Genomic DNA, 23,716 nt, shown 5'->3' on the forward strand with positions numbered 1-23,716 from the left:
AGGGAAATGAGCCTGCTGACTTTTGGTGATGACAAGAATTAAAGCAACCTCCAAGAAAGAGGTCCCAACATGAAAACAACCAAGAACATCGCACGCCTGGCAGTAACCGCCGGCCTCACCGCAGCCCTGAGCTTCGGCGGAGTCATGGCCCCGGTGACCATGGCGTTTGCTGAGGGTGACAATACGATTACAATCTCGCAGGCCGACAAGAACGGCACGACCAAGTTTAAGGCGTATCAGATCTTTAGGGCCAAGGTTGTGGACCAGAACGAATCCAAGGTCGCCTCGGACATTAATTGGGCGAACGATGAGACGGAGAAGGCCGTCATCGGTGTTCTCAAGCAGGTCGCGGCCCCCAATATCAACGACTCCTCGACCGCCGAGGACGTCGCGGACTACCTCGCCCAGAACGTGCGGGACACCACTGACAAGACCTGTGTGAAAAACAGCGACCTGCTCTACAAGATCGCGGACGCCGTGGCCAAGAATTCCACCCAGACGGGCACTTCTTTCGATGCCGGCACAACCTTTACCGCTCCGAGCAACGGCTACTACCTCTTTGTGACCGACGTGCTGGACGCCTCTAAGCCCAACACCGGTACCTCGCCCATCTTTGCCCTCGTTGGTGGCAAGTCCGTGACCGTTACCGAGAAGACCAGCATTCCTACCGTGACCAAGAAGGTCAAGGACAACAAGTCGAACAGCAACTGGGCGGACAAGGCCGATTCGCAGATGGGCCAGAACGTGAACTACCAGCTTACCGGCACTGTTGCTGACAACGTTGCGTCCTTTAGCGCGTACAAGTATGAGTTCTACGACGAACTGTCCGCCGGCCTGACCGCAGACGAAGGCAGCATCAAGGTTTACGCCGGGACGGATCGTGATACTGCAACTGCGATCGCGGCAGACAACAACTACACTGCTGACGTCACCGCCGACGCAACCACCGGCAAGTCGACCCTGACTGTCAAGTTCACCGACCTCAAGACCGCCGTGGCCGATCTCTCCGCGCAGACGAAGATTTATGTCGAGTATACCGCCAAGCTCGACCCCAAAAAGGACGCCAATATCGTCGTGGGCGGCAACGGCAACGAGAACACCGTCAAGCTCGTTTACTCCAACAACCCCATGGCAGAGGGTACCGGCACCTCCGTGTCCGATACCGTGCGCGACTACACCTACGCGCTCAAGCTCATCAAGGAGGATTCTGCCAAGGAAACCATTAAGCTCGAGGGAGTAAGGTTCTCCATCCAAGCCACCGAACCCGACGATTCCAACTCCAAGGGCCTGTACGTCCAAGAAGATGGCTCGCTTGGGCCCAACGAGCATGAGTTCACGACTGATAAAAACGGCGAGATTAACGTCAAGGGCCTTGACGCCGGCACCTACACCGTCAAGGAGACCCATGCCCTCGACGTCTATAACACCCTGCCCAAATTTACCTTGACCATCTCCGCGTCCGGTCTTAACCAGGACGAGGGCAATAACACCCTGACCGTCAGCGCGACCAAGGGCGAATCCGACCTCGTCCTCGATCCGGTCGGCAACGGCGGCACCGTCACCCTTACCGTCAAGAACAAGAAGGGCTCCGGCCTTCCCCTCACTGGCCTTAACGGCGTGACCTTCACCTGGATCGCTGGTGGCGCGGTGCTGTGCATCGGCGTGGCGCACCTCATCCGCAGCCGTAAGCAGGCTGAGGAGTCCGAGCAGGAGTAACGCTCGCTCACCCATCCCTTTGGCAGGTGGGATGTGATGGCCATGAGACTTGCGGACACTTTTCTCGTCCATTGACGTTCTTGCTTTGCCATTCTCTTTTTGGGGCAGACTCCGCACTGGAGTTTGCCCCGTTTTTTTGGATAACGCAGCCAGCCTCCATCGTCCGATGCGGGCGTTCGTCATCGCGTTTCTTGACTCGTATGAGGTTCGGATTAAGGTCCGTAGGCGCACGCGCAGTGCGGGCGTTAGAAGGCATTTGCGCCGCAACAAGCGCAAATAAGAATGCCCGGGGGTCGGATCCCGGGCATTTAACAAAACCAGAAAACTAGGCCGCCCGCGCTCTCGTACACTTACGCGGGGTGCGTCGTTTTCTATTGACATTGTATCCCGAATCGCCCAGTCGATTCGGGACATTTTGAAAACGCAAATGTAGGCTTAGGCACGAACGGTATCTCTTTAATTCCGAAAATTATGTATAATTCCAATACAAACTGGAATCGAACGAAAACAATGGAAATGAACGAAGCACTAATCTACTTACAAGAAGCACTAGGCCTTTCCGCCAAGACCAAAACTTGGCCTGGATCCGCACACTTGCCGCTGCATCTGCGGACGATTGAAGTCTGCGCTGTTGACGCAAGCGGTTTTTCGTTTTTGCTTGCAAGCTTGCCTACTGGCGTCGGGCTTCCCGAGGCTAAGAGAGTCTATAGTCAGCTAGCCTTGCGCGCGGAGACTCCTGTTGTCGTTTCGTTTCCTGATGCCGATGCACGTCAGCGCAAAGCATTGGTTGCACAAGGGATTCCGTTTGTTTGCCCCGGTAGACAGGCTTTTCTTCCATTTATGGGCACAGCTTGCACGGAGAGGGGCGGTGCCCGGTTTCATAATCACGCGACCAAGATGTCACCCAACGCACAGGCTGCCGCAATCTGGGGAGCAGCCCAGGAGCCATATCGTCCCTATGACCTTTGTCGTGCGCTTGGGATCTCGGCAAGCCGCGCAAGTGAGGCTATAACCGAGCTTGTTGACAGGGGGCTCGCGAGGCGCGAGCGTTTCGAGCGACGTGTCGTCGTGTTCCCTGTTGCCGTTGATCTTCTGCTCAGTGAGCACATGGCAGAGCTCTCCTCGCCTGTCTCGAAGGTCTTTTTTGCAAGGAAGACGCCGCAGATCGACTATCTTGTTGACGCCGGGGAGACGGCGCTCGCCGCGCGTTCGATGCTCGCTGCGCCGGGCATGGAACAAAAGGCCGTCTTAAGAAGTACATGGCGTCAACTGAGCGACCTCGAAGTCGCAGACGGGGAGTTGCCGGATAACGAGACGGCGATGATCCAAGTGTGGCGCTATGCGCCTGTGTTTGCCGACTCCTCCTGCGTCGATGACATTTCGCTTGCGCTATCTTTGGCGGCAATCGACGATGAGCGAATTCAGCTCGAAGTCGATCGCATGTTTGGAAAGGAATATCCATGGCAAGAAGCGCTGTAGAAGGTCTCCAAGAATTCGAACCGTAGGCGGCGTTTCGGTCCTAGCTGCGTTGTCCGGCGCATGAGCTCGCTAATCGGCTATTATTTGTTTAGACAACCTGAGCTGTAGAGGAGTGACCGGCGATGGTGCAGGGCGCCAAACATATGAAGAGCAATAACGCCGCGGACAGTGGCGGCTCGAGCCCTCAACCAAAGCCCAAGCGCCGCCGCAAGCGACTGCCGCGCTGGGCCGACCGGCTCATCACCATCGTCATCATCCTTATCGGCGTGGGCCTTATGACCTGGCCGTGGATCTTGGACCGGCTCGAGGCCTCGGGCGTGTTCAACCAGATCAGCACGGTGTCCAGCACCGTGGACGCACTCTCTGCCGAGGAGCGCGAGCGCATTCTGCTTCAGGCGCGCTCCTATAACGAGCAGCTTGCCGGCGAGGCCACCGAGCTTCCGGCCGACCAGATCGAGCCCTATGCTCAGCAGCTCATCTTTGACCGCGACCCCATGATGAGTTGGGTCGAGATCCCCTCCATCGACGTGAGCATGCCCATCTACCACGGTACGAGCGAGGAAGTCCTTATGGCGGGCGTCGGCCACTTGGAGGGCACGAGCCTGCCGGTGGGCGGCGCCTCGACGCATTGCGTGCTCACCGCGCACTCGGGCATGCGCAACCTGAGCATGTTCGACGATATTCACTCGCTGGAACCCGGCGACCTGGTGCTGCTGCACACCATGAACAAGACGCTCGCTTATAAAGTGGTCGACTCCGAAGTGGTGCTGCCCGAGGAGATGGAGTCGCTGACCATCGAGCCCGGCGCCGACAAGGTGACGCTCGTCACCTGCACGCCCTACGGCGTGAACGACCATCGCCTGCTGGTGCATTGCGTGCGCACCAAGTACAACAAGAAGGACGTCGACAAGCAAAAATCACTGGCCGGCCGCCACTGGGGCAAGCGCGAGTTTGCCGTGCTCATCGTGGTCGTAGCCATTGTGCTGTTGCTGCTGGACATCGTGATCCACGCGGTCCGCAAGCACCGCAAGGCCAAGGCCTCAGCATAGGGCATTCTCCAGAACCACCACAATGGGGGCAGGCACCTTTGTGGTGGTCGGGACTTCCAAACCATCACAACATTCGATGAAAATCGCGATTTTGGCGAAAAGCGTCGAATGTTGTGATGGTCTTCGTTGTGGACGGCGCGGTTTTCGTTGTGGGCGAGACGGTTTTCGCTATGGACGGTGCGGTTTCGCTGAAGAACCGCCGGCCCGCAGCCTGCCAACCGCCGTCCTCGTTACGTTTTCGCTGCATTTGGGTAAAGCACCTGCTCCAAGCGGCGTTGCCTTGTATACTAGAGCGGTTTATCTGTTATGCGGAAGGGAGCGCCTATGGCACTCAGCGAGAAAGACGTGCGCGGCATCGCCGAGTACGCAAAGATCGCACTGACCGATGACGAGCTCACCCAGATGACGTCCTACATGAACGACGCCGTCCAGATGCTCGAGCCCGTCTTGCAATATGACTTGCCCGACGTGGAGCCCACGTTCCATCCTATCGGAAGCCTGTCCAACGTGATGGGCGACGACCTGCGCGAGCCCGAGCGCGACCTGCCGCTCGACGTTGCGCTCGAAAACGCCGGCAGCGCGCGCGACCGCTACTTCCGCGTGCCGTCCATTTTGGGAGAGGGGGAGAGCGAGTAATGGCGCAGAGCTTCGATTCCCTTACCGCCGCCCAGATCGCCGCGGGCGTTGCCGCCGGCGACTTTACCGCTACCGAGGTGGCCCAGGCCTCCCTTGCCGTCATCGAGGCGCGCGAGGACGGGGTCCAGGCATTCCTGCAGGTGGCGCCCGAGCTTGCGCTCGAGGCCGCCGCGCGCGTGGATGCCGACCGCGCTGCAGGCAAGCCGCTGCCCCCGCTCGCGGGCGTGCCGCTGGCCATCAAGGACAACATGAACCTCGTGGGCACGCGCACCACCTGCGCTTCCCGCATGCTCGAGAACTACCAGAGCGTCTACACCGCCACCTGCGTCCAGCGCATGCTCGACGCCGGCTGCCTGCCCATGGGCAAGGCCAACATGGACGAGTTTGCCTTTGGCAGCTCCACCGAGAGCTCGGCGTTCCACCGCACCAACAACCCCTGGGATACCGAACGCGTGCCCGGCGGCTCCTCGGGCGGCTCCGCTGCCGCCGTCGCCGCGGGCGAGGTCGCGCTCTCGCTGGGCTCGGACACCGGCGGCTCCATTCGCCAGCCGGCGTCGCTGTGCGGCGTGGTGGGCTTTAAGCCCACGTATGGCGCCGTGAGCCGTTACGGCGTGGTTGCCTTTGGCTCGTCGCTCGACCAGGTGGGTCCCTTTGGCCGCACGGTCGAGGATGTCGCGCTGGCCATGAACGCGCTTACCGGCGCGGGGCGCGATCCGTACGACTGCACCAGCCAGGACTGCGCCGTCGACTTTACCGAGCATCTCAACGACAGCATCGAGGGCAAGCGCGTGGGCATCATCCCCGCGTTTATGGAGGCCGAGGGCCTGACGCCCGAGGTCAAGGCCGCTGTTCAGCGCGCCGCCCAGGAGCTGCAGAACCAGGGTGCCGAGCTGGTCGAGGTCGACCTGCCGCACCTGGACGCCGCCATCGCCGCCTACTACGTCATCGGCCCGGCCGAGGCATTCTCCAACCTGGCCCGTTTCGACGGCATTCGCTACGGCTACCAGGAGGAGGGCTGCGCCAACCTGTCCGACCAGAGTTCGCTTTCGCGCGCCCACGGTTTTGGCGCCGAGGCCAAGCGCCGCCAGATGCTCGGCGCCTACCTGCTGAGCTCGGGCGTGTACGACAAGTACTACTACGCTGCGCAAAAGGCCCGCACGCTCATCACGCAGGACTACGATGCCGCGTATGCCAAGGTGGATACCATCCTCATGCCCGCCTCGCCGCGCACGGCCTTTAAGTTTGGCGAGATCAGCGACCCCACGCAGATGTACCTCTCCGACCTGTACACCATCTCGCTCAACATCTGCGGCAACGGTGGCATCTCGGTGCCGCTGGGCCTGGGCGAGGATACTCATCTGCCCGTTTCTGCCCAGCTGGTGGGTCCGGCCTTTAAGGACCGTCAACTGCTCACGTTTGCCCGCGCCCTGGAGCGCGGCTTTGCCGATGCCGCCACGGGTGCGCCCGCGCTTTCCGTCGCGCCCGATTTTGCCGGGAAGGGAGGCGAGCTGTAATGAAGGAGCTTTCCGAGGTCCTGCAGGATTGGGAGGCCGTGATCGGCCTGGAGATCCATACCGAGCTCACCGCACTCGATACCAAGATGTTCTGCAACTGCAAGCTCAGCCACGATGACGAGCCCAACGCCAACGTGTGCCCGGTGTGCCTGGGCCTGCCCGGCGCCCTGCCGGTGCCCAACAAGCGCGCCATCGAGAGCATCGTCAAGGCCGGTCTCGCCACCAACTGCGAGATTCAGCGCCACTCGATGTTCTACCGCAAGCACTACTTCTATCCCGACATGGCCAAGAACTTCCAGACCACGCAGGGTCCGGTCGCTTTTGCCATGTACGGTCACCTGGACCTGGACGTGACCGGTCGCGGTGCCGCCGAACGCCCCGACTGCGCGTTTGGCGAGGCCGAGGCCCAGAGCCTGGCGAGCGCCTCGGCCAACGCCGAGGGCCTGTCCACGTCCATGACGTCGACCATGCACGAGGGCAACCAGCGTGCCGGCCACCTGGCCAGCTACGATGCATCTAACCTGCAGATGCCTGAGCGTCGCGAGGACGGTTCCTACACGGTGCCCATCCGCATCCTGCGCATCCACATGGAGGAGGACGCCGCCAAGATGGTCCACGTGGGTGGCACCGAGGGCCGCATTACCGCCGCGGCCGAGTCGCTCGTCGACTACAACCGCTGCGGTACGCCGCTGATCGAGCTCGTCACCGAGCCCGACCTGCGCACGCCCGAGGAAGCGCGCCTGTTTATGGAGAAGCTCCGTCGCATCTTTGTGACGCTGGGCATTTCGGACTGCTCCATGGAGAAGGGTTCCATGCGCTGCGACGGTAACGTGTCGCTGCGCCGCCGCGGCGAGACCAAGCTGGGCACCAAGACCGAGCTCAAGAACCTCAACTCGTTTAAGAGCCTGCATGACGGCCTCGCCTACGAGATTTGTCGCCAGGCCGAGGTGCTCGAGGAGGGCGGCATCATCTACCAGGAGACCCGTCACTGGGAGCCCAGCCGCAAGCGCACCGTGGTCATGCGTGTGAAGGAAACGGCCGACGACTATCGTCTGTTCCCCGATCCCGATCTGGCGCCGTTCGATCTGGACGACGAGTTTATCGATCGCTGCCGTGGCGAGATTCCCGAGCTGCCCGATGCCAAGCGCGCCCGTTTTGAGGCCGACTTTGGCATTAAGGCGGCAGACGCCGAGCAGATTGCCGGCGACCCCGAGTTTGCCGAGTTCTTTGAGGCCGCCGCTGCCGGCATGGCTGGCAAGGAGGCCCAGACGGTCGCAAACCTGCTGGTGAACGAGATGATCGCCTACCTTAAGGGCGCGGGTGTGTCGCTCGCCGAGTCCGGCATCGCGCCGGCTCAGGTGGCAGCCCTTGCCAAGCTGCTGGCGACCGATGCCATCAGCTCCAACCAGGCGCACGAGGTCTTTGAGGCTATGGCCCAGACCGGCGACGACCCCAACAAGATCGTCGACGAGCGCGGTATGCGTCAGGTGAGCGATGCCGGCGCGCTGCAGCCGATCGTGGACGAGGTGCTGGCTAACTGTGCCGACCAGGCGCAGCAGTATCGTGACGGCAACCAGAAAGTCATCGGCTTTTTGGTGGGCCAGTGCATGAAGGCGAGCCGCGGCAAGGGCAACCCGAAGCTCTTCAACGAGTTGCTGAGAACGTCGCTCTCGTAAACGGGAACCGAGGGGCCGGGCGCAGGGCCTTGCCTCTCAATTTCGGACAGTCCTGACTCACGACGGAGGCGCCACTGGCGCCTCCTGTTCGTGCGGAACTCATTGAGAGGCAAGGCCCTGCGCCCGGCCCCTCGGTTCCGTGACGACTCGGCCGTTCGGGTCAGGTGGGCTGAATGGAATCGAGTGAATGGGCGTGCCGTCGGCGCGCCCATTGTTTTGAAGGGAACTCATTTTGAGGAAGCACCCGCCCTGCCGGGGCTCCCGGGTTCCGTGACGACTCGGCCGTTCGGGTCAGGTAGGCTGGATTGAATTTGGTGAATGAGGGCGCCGTTGGCGCCCTCATTCTTTATAAATGTTGGGAGCGCCAAGCGGTGGGGGTGGTGCCGGTGTGTTGCTTGAAGGCTTGGGCGAAGGCGGCCTGCTGAGGGTAGCCTAGACGCTCTGCCACCTGCGCTATCGTCAGCGAGCTGTCGGCCAAAAGGTCCTGTGCTCGTTCCATACGGCGTCTGCGAATGTAGGCGCCCAGGGACTCGCCAGTTTGGGCCTTAAAGGTGGCGCATAGCTTGGAGCGGCTTGAGAAGAGCGCCTCGGCCACCTCGTTGATGCTCACATGTCTGCCCTTGTCGAGCGAGCGCTCCACAAGGCTCGCTGCTTCTTGGGCAATGGTAACGCTGGCGCGCGTGTCTGTCGCTTGCTGCGCTTGCCTGTGGGCCGCGCGCGAACAGGCGAGCTCCGCGACCATGGTCTCTACGATGCCTTGCATATAGACGTGTCCGCCTACGGTACGGGCGCGTTCCTCGTTAATCCTGCGCAGCGTGTGGTAGATGGCAGACGCTGCCTCCTCGTGCCATGACTCGGCAAACGCCTTAAAGACCCCCGCGAACTCGGTGGGATAGCGGTGCTCCAGTTCGTCAAAATATCCAGGCAAAAAGAGGACCGAGCGCGAGTGGTAGAGCTGCCCTGCAAACAGCGGGCTTAGCTCCTCACCGCAGCTATCTTGGACAAAGCTGCAGATCGCGCTGTTCGGCCACGGTCCATGCAGCGGCTTGAGGTTCGCAGGCGTTATGCCGGCTTCGGGCATGCACATGAGCGTGGGCGCGCTGACCTCGCTCACGCACGCGTACGGTTCGGGCGTGTATTCGGCTAGCTGCATGTTGTGCGTCGGGGTAATGAAATGCTCCATGACGATGCAGGTGGGGGAAAGGGGCATGATCCATGCGCGTCCGTGTGCCCGATCGTTTGCCACCTCGCCGGTAAAGACGGCGCCCTTGCCGGAAAGCTGCAGACCAAACTGCTCAAACTGCGGTGCGTAGAGCTCGGTTATATCGGTTGCTGCCCGCCGCATTTTCAAAAGCGTCCCCTTCATTTGCGAAAACGTCCACGCCTGGCCCAATTGTGTGCCCTGGCTAACACGCCCATGATAAGTTTCTTACGGTTAACTCTCAAGCCGTTAGAAAGGAATCTCATGGCAAAGGGATCAAAAAAGGAAGGCGGCGGCATCGGCGAGCTACTTGCATATGCCGGTGACCGTAAATTCCTAACGTATTTGGGCATGGCCCTCTCGGCGTTCTCGCAGCTGTTGAGCTTTGGCCCGTACGTGTGCATCTGGCTTGTTGCGCGAGACCTGATTGCCGTGGCGCCCAACTGGAGCGAGGCCGCCGACATCGCGATGTATGGTTGGTGGGCTGTTGGTTTTGCCCTGGCAAGCATCGTGGTCTATTTCGTGGGGCTCATGTGCACGCACCTGTCCGCGTTTCGCTGCGCATCCAATATCCGCAAGGCTACGAGCGAGCATCTGCTTAAGCTGCCGCTCGGCTACTTTGACGCGCACGCCACCGGTGAGCTGCGCCGTATCGTAGACGGCTGTGCCGCCTCCACCGAGACGCTGCTCGCGCACATGCTGCCCGATATCGCCGGTGCCACCGCCATGGTCGTGGGCCTGCTTGTGCTGCTATTTGCCCTCGATTGGCGTTTGGGCGCGGCATGCTTAATCTCGGTCGTCGTTTCGTTTTGCGCCATGGCCGCCATGATGAGCGGCAAGGGCGCCGAGTTTATGAAGGCTTACATGGGCGCGCTGGTCAAGATGAACAAGACCGGCACCGAATACGTACGCGGCATCCCCGTGGTCAAGGTATTCCAGCAGACGGTCTACTCCTTTAAGGCCTTCCACGATGCGATCGCCGAATACGCCGACATGGCGCAAAGCTATGCGGGCACGTTCTGCCGAGGTCCACAGGTGCTCAACCTTACCGCGCTCAATGGTCTTGTGGCATTCCTTTTGCCCGTGGCGTTGCTGTTGGCGCCGGGCGAGACGGACTTTGCACGCTTTATGACCAACTTCACGTTTTACGCGATTTTTTCGGCCGTGGTGCCGACGGCCATGACCAGGCTCATGTTTGTGGGCGAGGCCTCTCAGATGAGTGCCGATTCGCTGGCTCGTATTCGAAGCGTCATGGGTTCCAAACAGCTCTCCGTGCCTGCCCAGCCCAAGCACTCCGCCGGTAGCGATGTGCGCTTTGAGGACGTGAGCTTTACGTACGAAGGTGCCGAAGCACCTGCCGTTAGCCATGTGAGTTTCAGCGTTCCCGCTGGTAGCACCCTCGCCCTGGTGGGTCCCTCGGGTGGCGGTAAGTCAACCTGCGCAAGCCTGATTCCGCGTTTTTGGGATGTCTCCTCGGGTCGAGTGCTCGTAGGCGGTGTGGACGTTCGCGATATGGATCCGCACGAGCTTATGGACCAGGTCGCCTTCGTGTTCCAGACCAACCAGCTGTTCCGGCAAACACTTGCCGACAACGTGCGTGCCTCCAAGCCCACGGCCACTGACGACGAAGTGCGTGCGGCCCTCTCCGCAGCTCAGTGCGACGACATTGTGGCCAAGCTTCCACAGGGCATCAATACCATGCTCGGTGCCGGCGGAGCATATCTTTCGGGCGGCGAGGTCCAGCGCGTGGCACTCGCCCGCGCGATCCTTAAAGACGCACCTATCGTGGTGCTCGATGAGGCCACGGCGTTTGCCGATCCCGAGAACGAGGCGCTCATCCAGCGCGCCTTTAGCAAGCTGGCAGCGGGTCGCACGGTCATTATGATTGCGCACCGACTCTCGACTGTAGTGGGCGCAGACCAAATCGTGGTGCTCAACCAGGGCAGCGTGCAGGAGTCGGGTACCCATGCCGAGTTGCTGTCCCAAAACGGTCTATACGCCAAGATGTGGGCCGAATACGAACAGGCCGCGAGCTGGAAGATCACTGCTGCCGCGGATGCCGCCGTCACGAAGGGAGGCGAGGCCTAAATGTTCGCCTCATTCCAAAAGAAGTATTTCCTATCCGATAAAGGCGTCGCCGGCGTAAAACGCGGCATTTTCTGGACCGCGCTCACCAATCTCATTACCATGGCCGGCATGGGCTTATTGTTCCTGGTCATGGCCGGTTTTGTCGAACATCTCGCCACCGGTGCCGACCTGCCGGATGCCCTGCCGATTGTGGGCGGCCTCCTGGTCTTTTTCGTGTTGCTCTTTGCCTCTAACTGGCAGCAGTATTACTACACCTACTGCATCTTTTACGAGGAGTGCGGCAAGCAGCGTATGGAGATTGCCGAGCGCTTGCGCAAGCTGCCGCTGTCGTTTTTTGGCCGTCGTGATCTGGCCGATTTAACCGAGACCATCATGGGCGACGTCCAGGCCATGGAGCACGCCTACAGCCACGTGCTGGGAGAGCTTTGGGGTGCCATCATCGCAAGCGCCATTGTGTTCGTGGCGTCGCTGTTCTTTTGCTGGCAGCTGGCGATCGCGGCGTTTTGGAGCGTGCCCGTGGCCTTTGCCGTGCTGTATCTGACACGCGGCCCCATGACCCCGGTGTTCGACCATGTGCGCGCCGAGAAGGTCAAGGTTACCGAGGCGATCCAGGAGACGCTCGACTGCGTGCGCGAGATCCGCGCCACCAACCAGGAGGCTCATTATCTTGAGGGGCTCAACGCCGTGATCGATGCCGAGGAGCGCGAGACCACCAAAGGCGAGCTCGCCAATGGGCTTTTGGTCAACTCCGCCTTTGCCATCCTGCGCCTGGGGATTGCCACCACGTTGGTCACGGGCGCTGCGATGGTCGCCTCCGGCCAGGTCGACTTTTTGGTGATGTTTGCCTTCCTGCTTATGGTGAGCCGCATCTATGCGCCCTTTGATCAGGCGCTGATGCTGATGTCCGAGCTGTTTGCCGCCGAGTCGTCGGCCAAGCGCATGCGTTCCATCATGGAAGAGCCCGTGGCGCGGGGCAGCGAGAAATTTGAGCCCGTGGGCCACGATGTGGTGTTCGATCACGTGGCATTTGGCTATGGTGCGGGCGAGGACGGCCGCGCCGGCGAGAAAGTTCTTACCGACGTGAGCTTTACCGCCAAGGAAGGCGAAGTTACGGCACTGGTCGGTCCTTCGGGTTCCGGCAAGTCTACGGTGAGCCGCCTGGCTGCGCGCTTTTGGGACGCCACCGAAGGCACGGTCACCGTGGGTGGCGTGGATGTTGCGAGCGTGGATCCCGAGGTGCTGCTGCGCGACTACGCCATTGTGTTCCAAGACGTGCTGCTCTTTGACGACACGGTGATGGGAAACATCCGTCTTGGTCGTCGCGATGCCACCGATGAGGAAGTGCTTGCTGCCGCGCGTGCCGCCAACTGCGACGAGTTTGTGAGCCGCATGCCGCAGGGCTATGACACCATGATCGGCGAGAACGGCTCCAAGCTGTCCGGCGGTGAGCGCCAGCGCATCTCTATCGCCCGTGCGCTGCTCAAAGACGCGCCTATCGTGCTGTTGGACGAGGCGACGGCGAGCTTGGATGTGGAGAACGAGACCGTTGTTCAGCAGGCGCTCTCCCGTCTGCTTGCAGGTAAGACGGTTATCGTTATTGCCCACCGTATGCGCACGGTGGAAAATGCCGATAAGATCGTTGTACTCAAGGATGGTGTGGTTGCCGAGCAGGGCACTCCGGCGCAGCTCAAGGCGGCAGGTGGAGAATTCGCCCGCATGGTGGCGCTGCAAAAGGAAGCAGCTACCTGGCAGTTGTAAGAAGGGGCAAAGGGACAGTCCCTTTCTCACATTGACAATCGGTTACTCCGCATCGTTAATTTTCAAAAGGTTAGCCATGGCTGACCTAGATAGTTAGATAAAATTGAGATATTTCAAAAGCGTGCTCGAGCAAACTTGTTTACTCGGGTGCTGAAGCACCATGCCGCGTCCAATGCGGCAAAAAGGAGAAGCAACATGAAGAAGTCGACGTTCAATACCCTGCTTGTCGGTGGCGGTTTTCTGCTTGGCACGGCCGGCATCAAGCTGCTTACCAGCGCTCCGGTAAAGAACGCCTGCGTGCAGGGTATCGCGTGCGGCATGCGCATCAAGAACGGCTACCAGGACATGGTCGAGCAGGCCAAGGCTAATGTTGACGACATGGTTGCCGAGGCTGCTTACATCACCCAGAGCGAGGCCGCTGCTGACGAGGCAGCCGAGTAACGCTCCCAGGCACAAACTATGAGATTCTCGATTATTAGCGAGATCCCCGGCAGGACCCGTCTTCAATTGGCGGGTCCTGTGCCAGAGAGCGATCTCGATGCACTTCTTAAGCTCAGCGGCGATATCGACGGCGTGCACAAGGTGCGCGTATATGGCCGTATTGGCCAGATGGCGCTCGAATACGACGAGCCACGTCGCGCGAGCGTGCTCGACGCCTTGGGCGCACTCGATGCTCAAGCTATCGCCGATGCCAAGTCGGGCTATGTGATGCAGCTTGAGCCGCGCAAGCACAAACTCGTTATGGACCTGGCGACACTCGTCGGCGCCCACTACGCGCGCCGCTGGTTCTTGCCCACGCCCCTGCGTGCGGTGTTTGTCGTGGCCGGTTACATGGCCTTTTTGCGTGCCGCCCTCCGTGAGCTCGCGCAGCCGCGCCTGACCGTTCCCGTGCTCGACGCTTCGGCCATCGGCATTTCGTTCGTCAAGCGTGATGTCGACACCGCGGGCCAGACAATGTTCCTGCTCAACGTGGGCGAGCTGCTCGAGGACTACACCCGCGCCATGAGCGAAAACGAGCTCATCAACTCGCTGCTCGATGTACCCGACAAGGCGCAAAAGGTTGTCGGCGACACCGAGGTAAGCGTTGCTGCGACCGAGCTCGAGCCCGGCGATCTGGTCGCCGTGCGCACTGGCATGTCCATTTGCATCGACGGTGTCGTCGAGCGGGGGAGCGCTATGGTCAACCAGGCGACCCTGACCGGCGAGCCGCTGGCCGTTGAGCGCAGCGTGGGCGACGACGTGTTCGCCGGTACCGTCGTGGAAGACGGCAGCATCTTGGTGCGCGTGCGCGCCAACACGGCGCAGACCAAACTGCGCTCGATCGTCTCGCTCGTGCAGACGGCCGACTCGCTCAAATCCGAGGGCCAGTCGCATATGGAGGACCTCGCCAACAAGATCGTCCCGTGGAACTTCCTGCTCGCGGGCCTGGTTGCGCTCACCACGCGCAGCCTTATCAAGACCTCGGCGGCGCTGATGGTCGACTACTCGTGCGCACTCAAGCTCACGGGTTCCGTCGCCGTCATGACCGCCATGAGCGATGCCGCCAAGATGGGCGTCATGGTCAAGGGCGCGAAGTACTTTGAGTCGTTTGCCAAGGCTGACACCATCGTGTTTGATAAGACCGGCACGCTTACCGAGGCGCAGCCGCGCCTGGCTTGCGTGCTGACGACAGATGGCTGGAGCAAGGACGAGGTCCTGCGCCTTTCCGCTTGCTTGGAGGAGCATTTTCCGCATCCGGTGGCGCGTGCCGTGGTCAACGCCGCCCTCGAGCGCGGGCTCGAGCACCGCGAACGCCATGCCGCGGTCGAGTACATCGTGGCGCACGGCATCGCTTCGTCCATCGAGGGGCGTCGCGCCATTATCGGTTCGGCGCACTTTGTATTTGAGGACGAGGGTGCGCAGCTCGAGTCCGACATCAAGGAGCAAATCGAGCTCCAGATGCAAGGCCTGTCGCCGCTGTATCTGGCGGTCGACGGCAAGGTCGTCGGCGTGCTCGGCATCGAGGATCCGCTCAAGCCCGGCGTCCGTGAGGCCATCGCCGACCTACATGCGCTGGGCGTCAAGCATGTCGTTATGCTCACGGGCGATTCGGAGCGCACGGCCGAGCGCATTGCGCGCGAGGCGGGTGTCGACGAGTTTAAGGCCGAGCTGCTGCCCGAGGACAAGTACGCCTATGTGGAGCGCATTAAGGGTGAGGGGCGCCACGTTGCCATGGTGGGCGACGGCGTCAACGATTCGCCGGCACTCGGTTTGGCCGACGTGGGGCTGGCAATGGGTGGCGGAAGCGACATCGCCAAGGAGGTCGCCGATATCATCCTGACCGACACGGATCTGGCCGCGATCGTGCGTTTGCGCCGCATGAGCCAGGGCCTCATTGATCGTCTGACGAGCTCCTACTCTAAGGTGATGCTCACCAACTCGGCGCTGTTGGCATTGGGTATTACCGGCGCGATTACCCCGCAGACGTCGTCACTGCTGCACAACGGCTCGACGATTGCCTACAGCCTGAGCAACGCGAAGGCTTACCTGCGTTAGCAGACGTGTTCGCCCACGTTATCTGGCCTGCGCCCAGACGGCATCGGTGTCGTCCGGGCGCAGGCCTTTTGCGTTTGACCAAGTGCTAGCTTCTCTATATAGTGGTGCTAGCATGGCTAGCAATTGAAGGGGGCGGGATCGACGTGGGTGCTGTTAGCGGCATGGCGCAGGTGAACGTTCGCGTAGATCGCCAGGTCAAGAACCGTGCCGAGGAGGTGCTGCGGCTTTCGGGCGGGTCACTGCCCGAGCTCATCAAAAAGGTGGTGGCCAAGGTCGCGCAGGGCGGTGGTTCGTGCGAGGAAGTGCTTGCGGCCGTCGACGACCGGCAGCAGACCGTCGCGCCCGATACGCCGTTCGCCGCATCATGGGCGGCGGCGGATCAGCTTTACGCGGACCTGGGCATCGCTACGTCGTCCGTATCCGACGATCGCGATTGGGACACAATCTATTCCGAGGCCATGGACGAGCGCTATCGCCAAAAGGGGATGATCCTGTGAGCGGGGCTCCCCTCAAAATAATGGTGGATGCCAACGTATGGGTCGATTCGTTTTGCGTCGACCATGCCGAGTCGCTTGCCGCGCGTGCGTTTATTGAGCGGGCGACGGAGACGGGGGCGTTGCTGTTCTTTCCGGTGCATATCGCCAAGGATGTGCTGTACGTTGTCCAACACGAGCTGAAGCGTAGCGTTCTTGCCAGTGGGGAAGCGCTCGACGAGGCATCTGCCCGTGCAATTGGCGATGCGGCGTTGGCGTTTGTTCGGAACATGACCGAAAACGCCACGGCCGTGGGTGCAGATGCGTCGGACCTTTGGCTGGCCGACAAATACTTAGCGCTCCATCGCGATTACGAGGACAACTTGGTGTTCGCCGCGTGCAAGCGCGCGCAGGTCGATTACTTGGTGACCAACGATCGCAAGCTGCTCGAACATGCCGATCTTGCAGCAAAGACCCCGCGCCAAATGATGCCGATTCTGGCTTTGGCCGAACGCGGCGGCGCGGCTATCGGTTGACGCGAACTGTTTGCGGGCCTCTTGGACGACGTTGCGCCAAGGGACCCACGTCTGCTATTTACAAAAGCTCGGCCTTAATGGCGGGACTTTCTGCGAGCTGCTCGGCTGCCTTTTCTTCGGAGCTGTCGAGTGCTGCCAGGCTGCGGTAGACCCACTCGTTGACCTGGGTGTTCTTGACGCCTGCGGTCTGCATGAGGGCACCTACCTCGCGGATTGCTGCGAGCAGATCGGCTTTGGGACCCGCGAGCTCGACCTCGATGCCGTGGTAGGCGGCCACGCCGCGGTTCTCACTCACGTGGTCGATAAAGCCTTCGACGGTCTCAAGCTGCTGGGCGAGAGCTGCATCATCGTCAGCGTCCAGCGCAACAAGGGCGTTCGAAACCGTGAGGGCGGGATGTCCGCAGGGGACAAAGCCTTCGATGACATCCATAGCTTCGGTAATGGTTGAGCCCAGGCCTGCGAGGGCATTGACGAGTTGCTGCTTGGTATCCATAACGGTCCTTTCGACGGGTCAATTTTGCTTGGCGAAAATATACGTGACGCGTTCGGTGGCAAAAGTGCGAAGTGTGGTGCACATTAGGGTCTTCACAGCTCGTGCATAGAACAGCTGTCCGCTTTCAGAACGTGGTAAGATAACACTCCACGAGCGGGGCTCACCCCCGCGTGTTCCTTGAAAAGTCGACGGTTATCGGGTGTTTGCAGGCCTGATACCATCCAGACTTTCCCGACATTCGGGGGCGACTGGTTTCGACACGATAGCTCTGAGAGAGGAAGCAAGCCGAGGTCTCCTCGCCTCGTTAAACAGGGGTACCGTCAAATTGAATTGACAACAACTCTTCTTTTGAGCCTATGGCTCTCGCTGCTTAGTTAATAGCGGCGCGTCAACCCGGTGATTTCCCCGACACCGGCGCGACGTCATGTTAGGGGAATGCTCCTGCGCATGTAATCGGTATGGCGCGGGCTAAGATCGAACCGGTTGGGACGCCGCGAGCGTGTCGCTGCGCGCAAAGCGTCCGAGACTAAACCAGCGACTGAGCTTGGAGATGCCAATCAGGGGGCTTTCGTGGACCGGAGTTCGATTCTCCGCGCCTCCACCATACGTAACAGGCAGGTAGATACTTATATCTACCTGACTTTTTATTTCCAGTTCGTACCGCGGAGAATCGAACTCTGTGCAGGGCGCGAGCGTTAAGCAAACGCGAAGCGTTTGTAGCGAGCGGGCGAGGACGCCGGCGGGCGGCCGAAGCCGGTGCGGATTTGCGAAGCAAATACGCGGATTCTCCGCGCAAAGCTTCAACCCTATGCAGATGCGATGCCGATCGGACTGCAGCCTGCCATGCCCCGCATCAACGTCGCCCCAGGCGGAAAATCCATCCCAGAATTCCGGTTCAGACTGGGATGCGGTTTCCGGATGACGTTTCAAGCGGAAACCGCATCCCGGAATCGACGCTCGGAATGGGATTCATTTTCCGGATGGCGCCTCAAGCGGAAACTGCAACCCGGAATCCGCGCTCAGAACGGGTCGCGCTTTCCCAACGGCGGTCCAAGCGGAAAGCGCATCCCGTAATCCCGCCTCAAACTGGGACGCACTTTCCGCTGCACCTGCCGCCTCGAAAAACCTGCGCGCCCTCCATTCCAAAACTGGGTAGAAGAAAGCCAAAACGCAATCGCAGGAGGTCAATATGACTGCAGAAGATAAGGCAAAGAACGCCGGCAAGGTCGCGCTCGTCTTGGAGGGTGGCAGTTTTCGTGGGCAGTTTACCGCCGGCGTGCTCGACGTTCTCATGGAGGCCGGTGTCGAGATTCCGGCGGTATATGGCGTATCGGCCGGCGCCCTCAACGGCGTGAACTACAAGTCGCACCAGATCGGCCGTGCCAACCGCATCAACCTGGCTTTCTGCAACGACAACCGCTTCATGGGCGCCGCGTCGTTTGCGGCTACGGGCTCTATCGTCGGCTACGACTTTATCTTCAACGATGTCCAGGACCGCCTGGATCCCTTTGACAACGAGACGTTCGACGCCAGCCCCATCGAGATGTACGCCGTCGCGACGGACATGCTCTTTGGAACCGCTGCCTACCTGCCGGTCAAAAGCGCCGTACTTGACCTCGACGCTGTGCGCGCATCGACCTCGTTGCCGCTGGTGACACCGCCGGTCGAGATAGACGGGCACAAATACGTCGACGGCGGCGTGGCCGATTCGGTCCCCATCGAGCATGTGCTCGAGGAGGCGGGCTTCGACCGTGCGGTTGTCATTGTCACGCAGGACCGTTCATACGAGAAAAAGCCCTACGAGTTTATGCCCGCCGCACGCGCCCGCTATGCTGACTACCCCTATCTGCTCGAGGCTATCGAGACGCGCCACGACCGTTACAACATCCAGCGCATGCACCTGTGGAAGTATGAGCGCGAGGGCCGCGCGTTGGTCGTCGCTCCGCAAAAGCCGGTCGAGGTCGGCCATGTCGAGCACGATTCGGCAAAGCTCCTCGACCTGTATATCCAGGGCCGTCAGGAGGCAAAGCGCCTGCTCGCGGAAATACAAGAGTTCGTTGAGCGCTAACGACGGCGAACCCTCAAAAAATGGCAACAGCTAAAGAGCTGGAAAATCACGGCTCGTGGATGACATGTGCAGAAACTCTGGTCGGAGCCAAAATACCTGTTGACTCGTACGGCGAGCGGGGTAATATGGACGGGTTACTTGCAGAGCCCCGTGAATCTCTGTAACAACACGTACTGTACATGGAGGAGTCTAAGTGATTTCGAAATCGACTCACTACGCCAAGCAGGGCGAGGTCCAGCGCAACTGGGTTCTCGTCGACGCCGATGGTGCTGTCCTGGGCCGTCTTGCCACCCAGATCGCAATGATCCTGCGCGGTAAGAACAAGCCCCAGTTCACGCCCAACAGCGACTGCGGCGACTTCGTTGTCGTCATCAACGCCGATAAGGTCCAGCTTACCGGTAACAAGGCCGACACGAAGACCTATTATCGCCACAGCGGCTACAACGGCGGCCTCAAGGCTGAGAGCTTCCGCCAGGCTATGGAGAAGCACCCGGAGAAGGTCATCGAGCGCGCCGTTCGCGGTATGCTGCCCAAGACCACCCTCGGCCGTGCCCAGATGACCAAGCTTAAGGTCTACGCTGGTGCCGAGCATCCGCATGCTGCCCAGAACCCCACGAAGATTGAGCTGGAGGCTTAAAGATGGCTGAGAACACCGTTGTCTACCAGGGTACCGGCCGTCGTAAGAACGCCGTCGCCCGCGTCCGTCTCGTCCCCGGCACCGGCAAGGTGACCATCAACAAGCGTGACGCCGAGCAGTATTTCGGCCGTCATCAGCTCGTTGAGAACGCCCTTGCTCCCTTCAAGGTGACCGACACCGCCGGTCAGTTCGACGTTATCGCTCTGTGCGATGGCGGCGGCATCTCCGGTCAGTCCGGCGCTCTGCGTCTGGGCATCGCTCGCGCTCTTCTGAACGCTGGCGACTACCGTGCTGACCTCAAGAAGGCCGGTTTCCTTACGCGCGATGCTCGCGTGGTCGAGCGCAAGAAGTACGGCCTCAAGAAGGCCCGCCGCGCTCCCCAGTTCTCCAAGCGCTAAGGTTTTATCTCCTTACGAGATACAATGTACAAGCGGGGCCTGCCGATTCCTCGGCGGGTCCCGCTTTTCTTTTTCGACTAGGGCGGGCGGTTGTATATCGCCTGCTAGGGAAGGAGCGATCCTATGCCCCAGAACATCTTCGGTACCGACGGCGTCCGTGGCGTCGCCAATGCCGACCTCTCGTGCGACCTCGCGTTTCGCCTGGGCCGCGCGGCGACCAAGTTCCTTGGCCCGGACATCTGCATCGGCCGCGACACGCGCCTTTCGGGTACCATGCTCGAGAGTGCTCTGACCGCTGGCATTATGGCAGAGGGCGGCCGTCCGCATTGCTGCGGCGTTATCCCTACGCCGGCCGTGGCGCTGCTCACCGTCCAAAACGAGCTCGACGGCGGCATCGTCATCTCCGCTTCGCATAATCCGCCGGAGTTCAACGGCATCAAGTTCTTTAGCCGCAAGGGCATGAAGCTTCCCGATGCTGTCGAGGAAGAGATCAGCGCCTGGGTCATGTCCGAGGAGGCCATGGCTGCCGACACGCTGCCGACCGGCGCCTGTGTGGGTCACATCATCAAGATGAAAGACGCCCGCAAGGCCTATGTCGATCATGCCATCAGCACGCTCGACGGCCTTAAGCTCGATGGCCTGGTTGTTGCCGTCGACTGCGGTCACGGTGCTTCCTGCCAGACCACGCCCGCTGCGCTGCAGCGCTTGGGCGCCACGGTCCATGCCATCAACACCGATTACTGCGGCACCGACATTAACGTTGAGTGCGGCTCCACTCACCTTGAGCCCCTGCGCGAGCTCGTGCTGCGCACCCACGCCGATATCGGCCTGGCCCACGACGGCGACGCCGACCGCGTGCTGTTCGTCGACGGCGAGGGCAATGAGATCGACGGTGACTACATCCTGGCTATCTGCGGTTCTGACCTCGCCGCCCGCGGCAAGCTCGCCAACTCCGAGATCGTCTCGACCGTCATGTGCAACCTTGGCTTCTCCATCGCTATGAAGGAGCAGGGCTTCGAGATGGTTCAGACCGCCGTGGGTGACCGCTACGTTTTGGAGCGCATGCTCGCGGATGGCGCCGTCATCGGCGGCGAACAGTCCGGCCACATCATCTTCCTGGAGCACAACACCACCGGTGACGGCCTGGTGACGGCTCTGCAGCTGCTGGCCGTGCTCAAGCGCACCGGTCGTACCCTCACCGATCTTGCCGGCATCATGAAGAAGTACCCGCAGGTACTCGTCAACGTGCATTCCGACAACAAGGCCGGCCTGGACGATTGCCAGCCCATTTGGGACGCCGTCGCTGCCGCCGAGAAGGAGCTTGACGGCCGCGGCCGCATTCTGGTGCGCCCGAGCGGTACCGAGCCGCTGGTCCGTGTTATGGCCGAGGCGGAGACGCACGAGCTCACTCAGCGTGTTGTCGACGACATCGTCGAGGTTGTCAAGCGCGAACTTCCCTAATGGTCAAAAACGGGTGCCAAGTGGTAAACTGTTGAAGCTATTTTGATTGATTGGTATGTCCGAGGGGGAGCATGTTCACTAAAGTCCTAAGGTCTTTTGGTATGCGTGGACGAGTTCTTACGCTGGATGCTCCCATCTCGGGCGACGTCATTCCGTTGTCCGAGGTCAATGACCAGACATTTGCCACCGGCCTTTTGGGCCAGGGCGTGGCGATTCAGCCTACCGGCACGCGTGTGATTGCGCCGGCAGACGCCAAGGTCGAGGCCATTTTTCCTACGGGACACGCCGTTGCGCTCAACACGGTCGATGGCCTAGACGTGCTCATCCACGTTGGTTTGGACACTGTTCAGCTTGAGGGCAAGCATTTTAGCGTGCATGCACAGGTGGGCGATGTCGTCCATAAGGGTGACGTGCTCATCGAGTTCGATCGCGAGGCAATTGCTGCCGAGGGCTACGATGTGACGGTTCCCATCTTGGTGTGCAACTCCGTTGAGTTCTCGAGTATCAAGGGCTCCGTTGGTGCGCATGTCGAAGAGATGGACCAGCTCATCGTTGCTCGCGAGCGCTAGCAAGTGCACGTGGCCATTAGCCTACAATTCAAACACGTTTATGGAGGGCGCCCTTGAAAGAGGGCGCCCTCCGTGGCAAGATGGGATTTGTCCGAAGCTAAACGGCTTTGGGTCACCGTGGACGGGCAGGGGCCTCGACGCGGCTAGACACGAGACACATACATTACGCGACCTCGCCCTGGTGGCCGCACACGTTGGTTGCGGCCGACGCGGGCCGCGGGCAAGTGCTTGTAAGGGGAGCCTTGCCTCTCTTGTACGAGAAAGGACGCGTAATGAAGATCATTAAAGCTAAAGACTACGAGGATATGAGCCGCAAGGCCGCCAATATCATCTCGGCGCAGGTTATCCTCAAGCCCGATTGCGTGCTGGGTCTTGCCACCGGCTCCACCCCGATCGGTGCCTACAAGCAGCTCGCTGCTTGGTACGAGAAGGGCGACGTCGACTTTGCCGAGGTCAGCACCTACAACCTGGACGAGTATCGCGGCCTTTCGCACGACGATCCCCAGAGCTATCACTACTTCATGCGTGAGAACTTCTTCGATCACATCAACATCGACCTGAACAACACGCATGTGCCCGACGGTTCCAACCCCGACGCCGCCGCTGCCTGCTCTGAGTACGACAAGATCGTCGCCGCCGCCGGTTACCCGGATCTGCAGCTGCTCGGCATTGGCAACAACGGCCACATCGGTTTCAACGAGCCCGATGACCACTTCTCCAAGGGCACGCACTGCGTCGACCTCACCGAGAGCACCATTCAGGCCAACAGCCGCCTGTTCGACAGCATCGACGATGTTCCCCGTCAGGCCTACACCATGGGTACCCAGACCATCATGTATGCCCGCATGATCCTAGTCGTCGCCAACGGCGAGGCCAAGGCTCAGGCCGTGCATGACATGTGCTATGGTCCGGTTACGCCCGCGTGCCCGGCTTCGATCCTGCAGCTGCACACCAACTGCGTTGTCGTTGCCGACGAGGCCGCCCTTTCGCTCTGCGAGTAGCGCGAATCCTGCATCTCGACATAGCCTTGCCTAAGGCCTCCGCTTTGCGGGGGCCTTTTTGTTATCCCTCTCCGCCCGCTTGACCAAAATCTTGCCGCAAGCTTGACGAATGCCGGATGCCCAACAGCTTGATTCATTCCATACCAGATTCTATGCAAAAATGCCACTAAAAGGTCGTAGACGGTAGCGGGTGCTAGGCGAGTTGAATGACATAGCTGAACCTTGTTCATTTGCGTTACACTGCCGCTTAGATGGGACAAGCTGACAAGCTCATTTACCTGCTTAAAGACCGATTAGTCGGGGGATTAATAACAATCGGCCCTCGCTGTACAAAAACTTGCCGCTTGCGTACCAAAAGACAACCTAGAACACAAGGTCGCTCTATTCATAGCGCGGCTTGTATGGTCTTGCGGTTACAGTGTCCATAC

The 23,716-nt window shown here is 60.5% G+C and carries 20 protein-coding genes and 1 other RNA gene; 19 read left to right on the forward strand and 2 right to left on the reverse strand.

The window, feature by feature from the left end:
* Positions 1-69 precede the first annotated feature (69 nt).
* The 6 genes from PMW67_RS00565 to gatB all read left to right on the forward strand — a co-directional run bounded on the left by PMW67_RS00565 (position 70) and on the right by gatB (position 8,070).
* Positions 70-1,716 (forward strand): isopeptide-forming domain-containing fimbrial protein, encoded by a 1,647-nt coding sequence (locus tag PMW67_RS00565; RefSeq protein ID WP_271738496.1) that lies wholly within the window; start codon positions 70-72, stop codon positions 1,714-1,716.
* Positions 1,717-2,226: 510 nt separating this feature from the next.
* Positions 2,227-3,195 (forward strand): hypothetical protein, encoded by a 969-nt coding sequence (locus tag PMW67_RS00570; protein WP_271738497.1) that lies wholly within the window; start codon positions 2,227-2,229, stop codon positions 3,193-3,195.
* Positions 3,196-3,338: 143 nt separating this feature from the next.
* Positions 3,339-4,244, forward strand: a complete 906-nt coding sequence (locus PMW67_RS00575) for a class C sortase (protein WP_271738498.1) — start codon at positions 3,339-3,341, stop codon at positions 4,242-4,244.
* A 324-nt stretch (positions 4,245-4,568) separates the two neighbouring features.
* Positions 4,569-4,880, forward strand: a complete 312-nt coding sequence (gene gatC, locus PMW67_RS00580; protein ID WP_055250987.1) for an Asp-tRNA(Asn)/Glu-tRNA(Gln) amidotransferase subunit GatC — start codon at positions 4,569-4,571, stop codon at positions 4,878-4,880.
* The gene (gatA, locus tag PMW67_RS00585) at positions 4,880-6,394 is read left to right on the forward strand and encodes an Asp-tRNA(Asn)/Glu-tRNA(Gln) amidotransferase subunit GatA (protein ID WP_271738499.1); all 1,515 of its coding nucleotides are present in this window, start codon (positions 4,880-4,882) and stop codon (positions 6,392-6,394) included. The genes gatC and gatA overlap by 1 nt, the downstream gene beginning before the upstream one ends.
* Positions 6,394-8,070: an Asp-tRNA(Asn)/Glu-tRNA(Gln) amidotransferase subunit GatB gene (gene gatB / locus PMW67_RS00590; RefSeq protein ID WP_271738500.1), complete on the forward strand. Its 1,677-nt coding sequence runs from the start codon at positions 6,394-6,396 to the stop codon at positions 8,068-8,070. Before gatA ends, gatB begins: the two co-directional genes overlap by 1 nt.
* Before the next feature lie 346 nt (positions 8,071-8,416).
* On the opposite strand, the gene PMW67_RS00595 is transcribed toward gatB, so the two are convergent.
* Entirely contained in the window at positions 8,417-9,415 is a 999-nt protein-coding gene (locus tag PMW67_RS00595; RefSeq protein ID WP_271738501.1) for a helix-turn-helix transcriptional regulator, read from the reverse strand.
* Between the two features lie 120 nt (positions 9,416-9,535).
* On the opposite strand from PMW67_RS00595, the gene PMW67_RS00600 reads away from it, so the two are divergent.
* From PMW67_RS00600 to PMW67_RS00625, 6 genes are all read left to right on the forward strand, one after another.
* On the forward strand, positions 9,536-11,359 hold the full coding sequence (locus tag PMW67_RS00600) for an ABC transporter ATP-binding protein (protein WP_271738502.1): 1,824 nt from the start codon (positions 9,536-9,538) through the stop codon (positions 11,357-11,359).
* Positions 11,360-13,117 (forward strand): ABC transporter ATP-binding protein, encoded by a 1,758-nt coding sequence (locus PMW67_RS00605; protein ID WP_271738503.1) that lies wholly within the window; start codon positions 11,360-11,362, stop codon positions 13,115-13,117.
* A gap of 195 nt (positions 13,118-13,312) precedes the next feature.
* Positions 13,313-13,558, forward strand: a complete 246-nt coding sequence (locus PMW67_RS00610; RefSeq protein ID WP_055250999.1) for a DUF6110 family protein — start codon at positions 13,313-13,315, stop codon at positions 13,556-13,558.
* A 78-nt stretch (positions 13,559-13,636) separates the two neighbouring features.
* Positions 13,637-15,652 carry a heavy metal translocating P-type ATPase gene (locus tag PMW67_RS00615; protein ID WP_271738504.1) on the forward strand — a complete coding sequence of 672 codons (2,016 nt, stop codon included), beginning with the start codon at positions 13,637-13,639 and terminating at the stop codon, positions 15,650-15,652.
* A 143-nt stretch (positions 15,653-15,795) separates the two neighbouring features.
* On the forward strand, positions 15,796-16,149 hold the full coding sequence (locus PMW67_RS00620; RefSeq protein WP_271738505.1) for a hypothetical protein: 354 nt from the start codon (positions 15,796-15,798) through the stop codon (positions 16,147-16,149).
* Positions 16,146-16,661: a type II toxin-antitoxin system VapC family toxin gene (locus PMW67_RS00625; protein ID WP_271738506.1), complete on the forward strand. Its 516-nt coding sequence runs from the start codon at positions 16,146-16,148 to the stop codon at positions 16,659-16,661. Before PMW67_RS00620 ends, PMW67_RS00625 begins: the two co-directional genes overlap by 4 nt.
* A 58-nt stretch (positions 16,662-16,719) precedes the next feature.
* On the opposite strand, the gene PMW67_RS00630 is transcribed toward PMW67_RS00625, so the two are convergent.
* Positions 16,720-17,154, reverse strand: coding sequence for a hypothetical protein (locus tag PMW67_RS00630; RefSeq protein WP_271738507.1), 435 nt, complete (start codon positions 17,152-17,154; stop codon positions 16,720-16,722).
* Between the two features lie 240 nt (positions 17,155-17,394).
* Between PMW67_RS00630 and ssrA the strand changes: the two genes are divergently transcribed.
* The 7 genes from ssrA (at position 17,395) to nagB (ending at position 23,288) form a co-directional block, all read left to right on the forward strand.
* Positions 17,395-17,758, forward strand: a transfer-messenger RNA (tmRNA) gene (ssrA, locus tag PMW67_RS00635).
* A gap of 585 nt (positions 17,759-18,343) precedes the next feature.
* Positions 18,344-19,222, forward strand: coding sequence for a patatin-like phospholipase family protein (locus PMW67_RS00640; protein ID WP_271738508.1), 879 nt, complete (start codon positions 18,344-18,346; stop codon positions 19,220-19,222).
* Positions 19,223-19,415: 193 nt separating this feature from the next.
* Positions 19,416-19,859 (forward strand): 50S ribosomal protein L13, encoded by a 444-nt coding sequence (gene rplM, locus PMW67_RS00645; RefSeq protein ID WP_022094635.1) that lies wholly within the window; start codon positions 19,416-19,418, stop codon positions 19,857-19,859.
* A gap of 2 nt (positions 19,860-19,861) precedes the next feature.
* The gene (rpsI, locus tag PMW67_RS00650) at positions 19,862-20,257 is read left to right on the forward strand and encodes a 30S ribosomal protein S9 (RefSeq protein WP_022094634.1); all 396 of its coding nucleotides are present in this window, start codon (positions 19,862-19,864) and stop codon (positions 20,255-20,257) included.
* Positions 20,258-20,380: 123 nt separating this feature from the next.
* Entirely contained in the window at positions 20,381-21,718 is a 1,338-nt protein-coding gene (glmM, locus tag PMW67_RS00655; protein ID WP_117563621.1) for a phosphoglucosamine mutase, read from the forward strand.
* Positions 21,719-21,789: 71 nt separating this feature from the next.
* Entirely contained in the window at positions 21,790-22,287 is a 498-nt protein-coding gene (locus PMW67_RS00660) for a PTS sugar transporter subunit IIA (protein ID WP_117563620.1), read from the forward strand.
* Positions 22,288-22,559: 272 nt separating this feature from the next.
* The gene (nagB, locus tag PMW67_RS00665) at positions 22,560-23,288 is read left to right on the forward strand and encodes a glucosamine-6-phosphate deaminase (RefSeq protein ID WP_055251013.1); all 729 of its coding nucleotides are present in this window, start codon (positions 22,560-22,562) and stop codon (positions 23,286-23,288) included.
* The last annotated feature ends 428 nt before the right edge of the window (positions 23,289-23,716 follow it).

The organism is Collinsella aerofaciens (assembly GCF_028209395.1).
Lineage (GTDB): Bacteria > Actinomycetota > Coriobacteriia > Coriobacteriales > Coriobacteriaceae > Collinsella > Collinsella aerofaciens_AZ.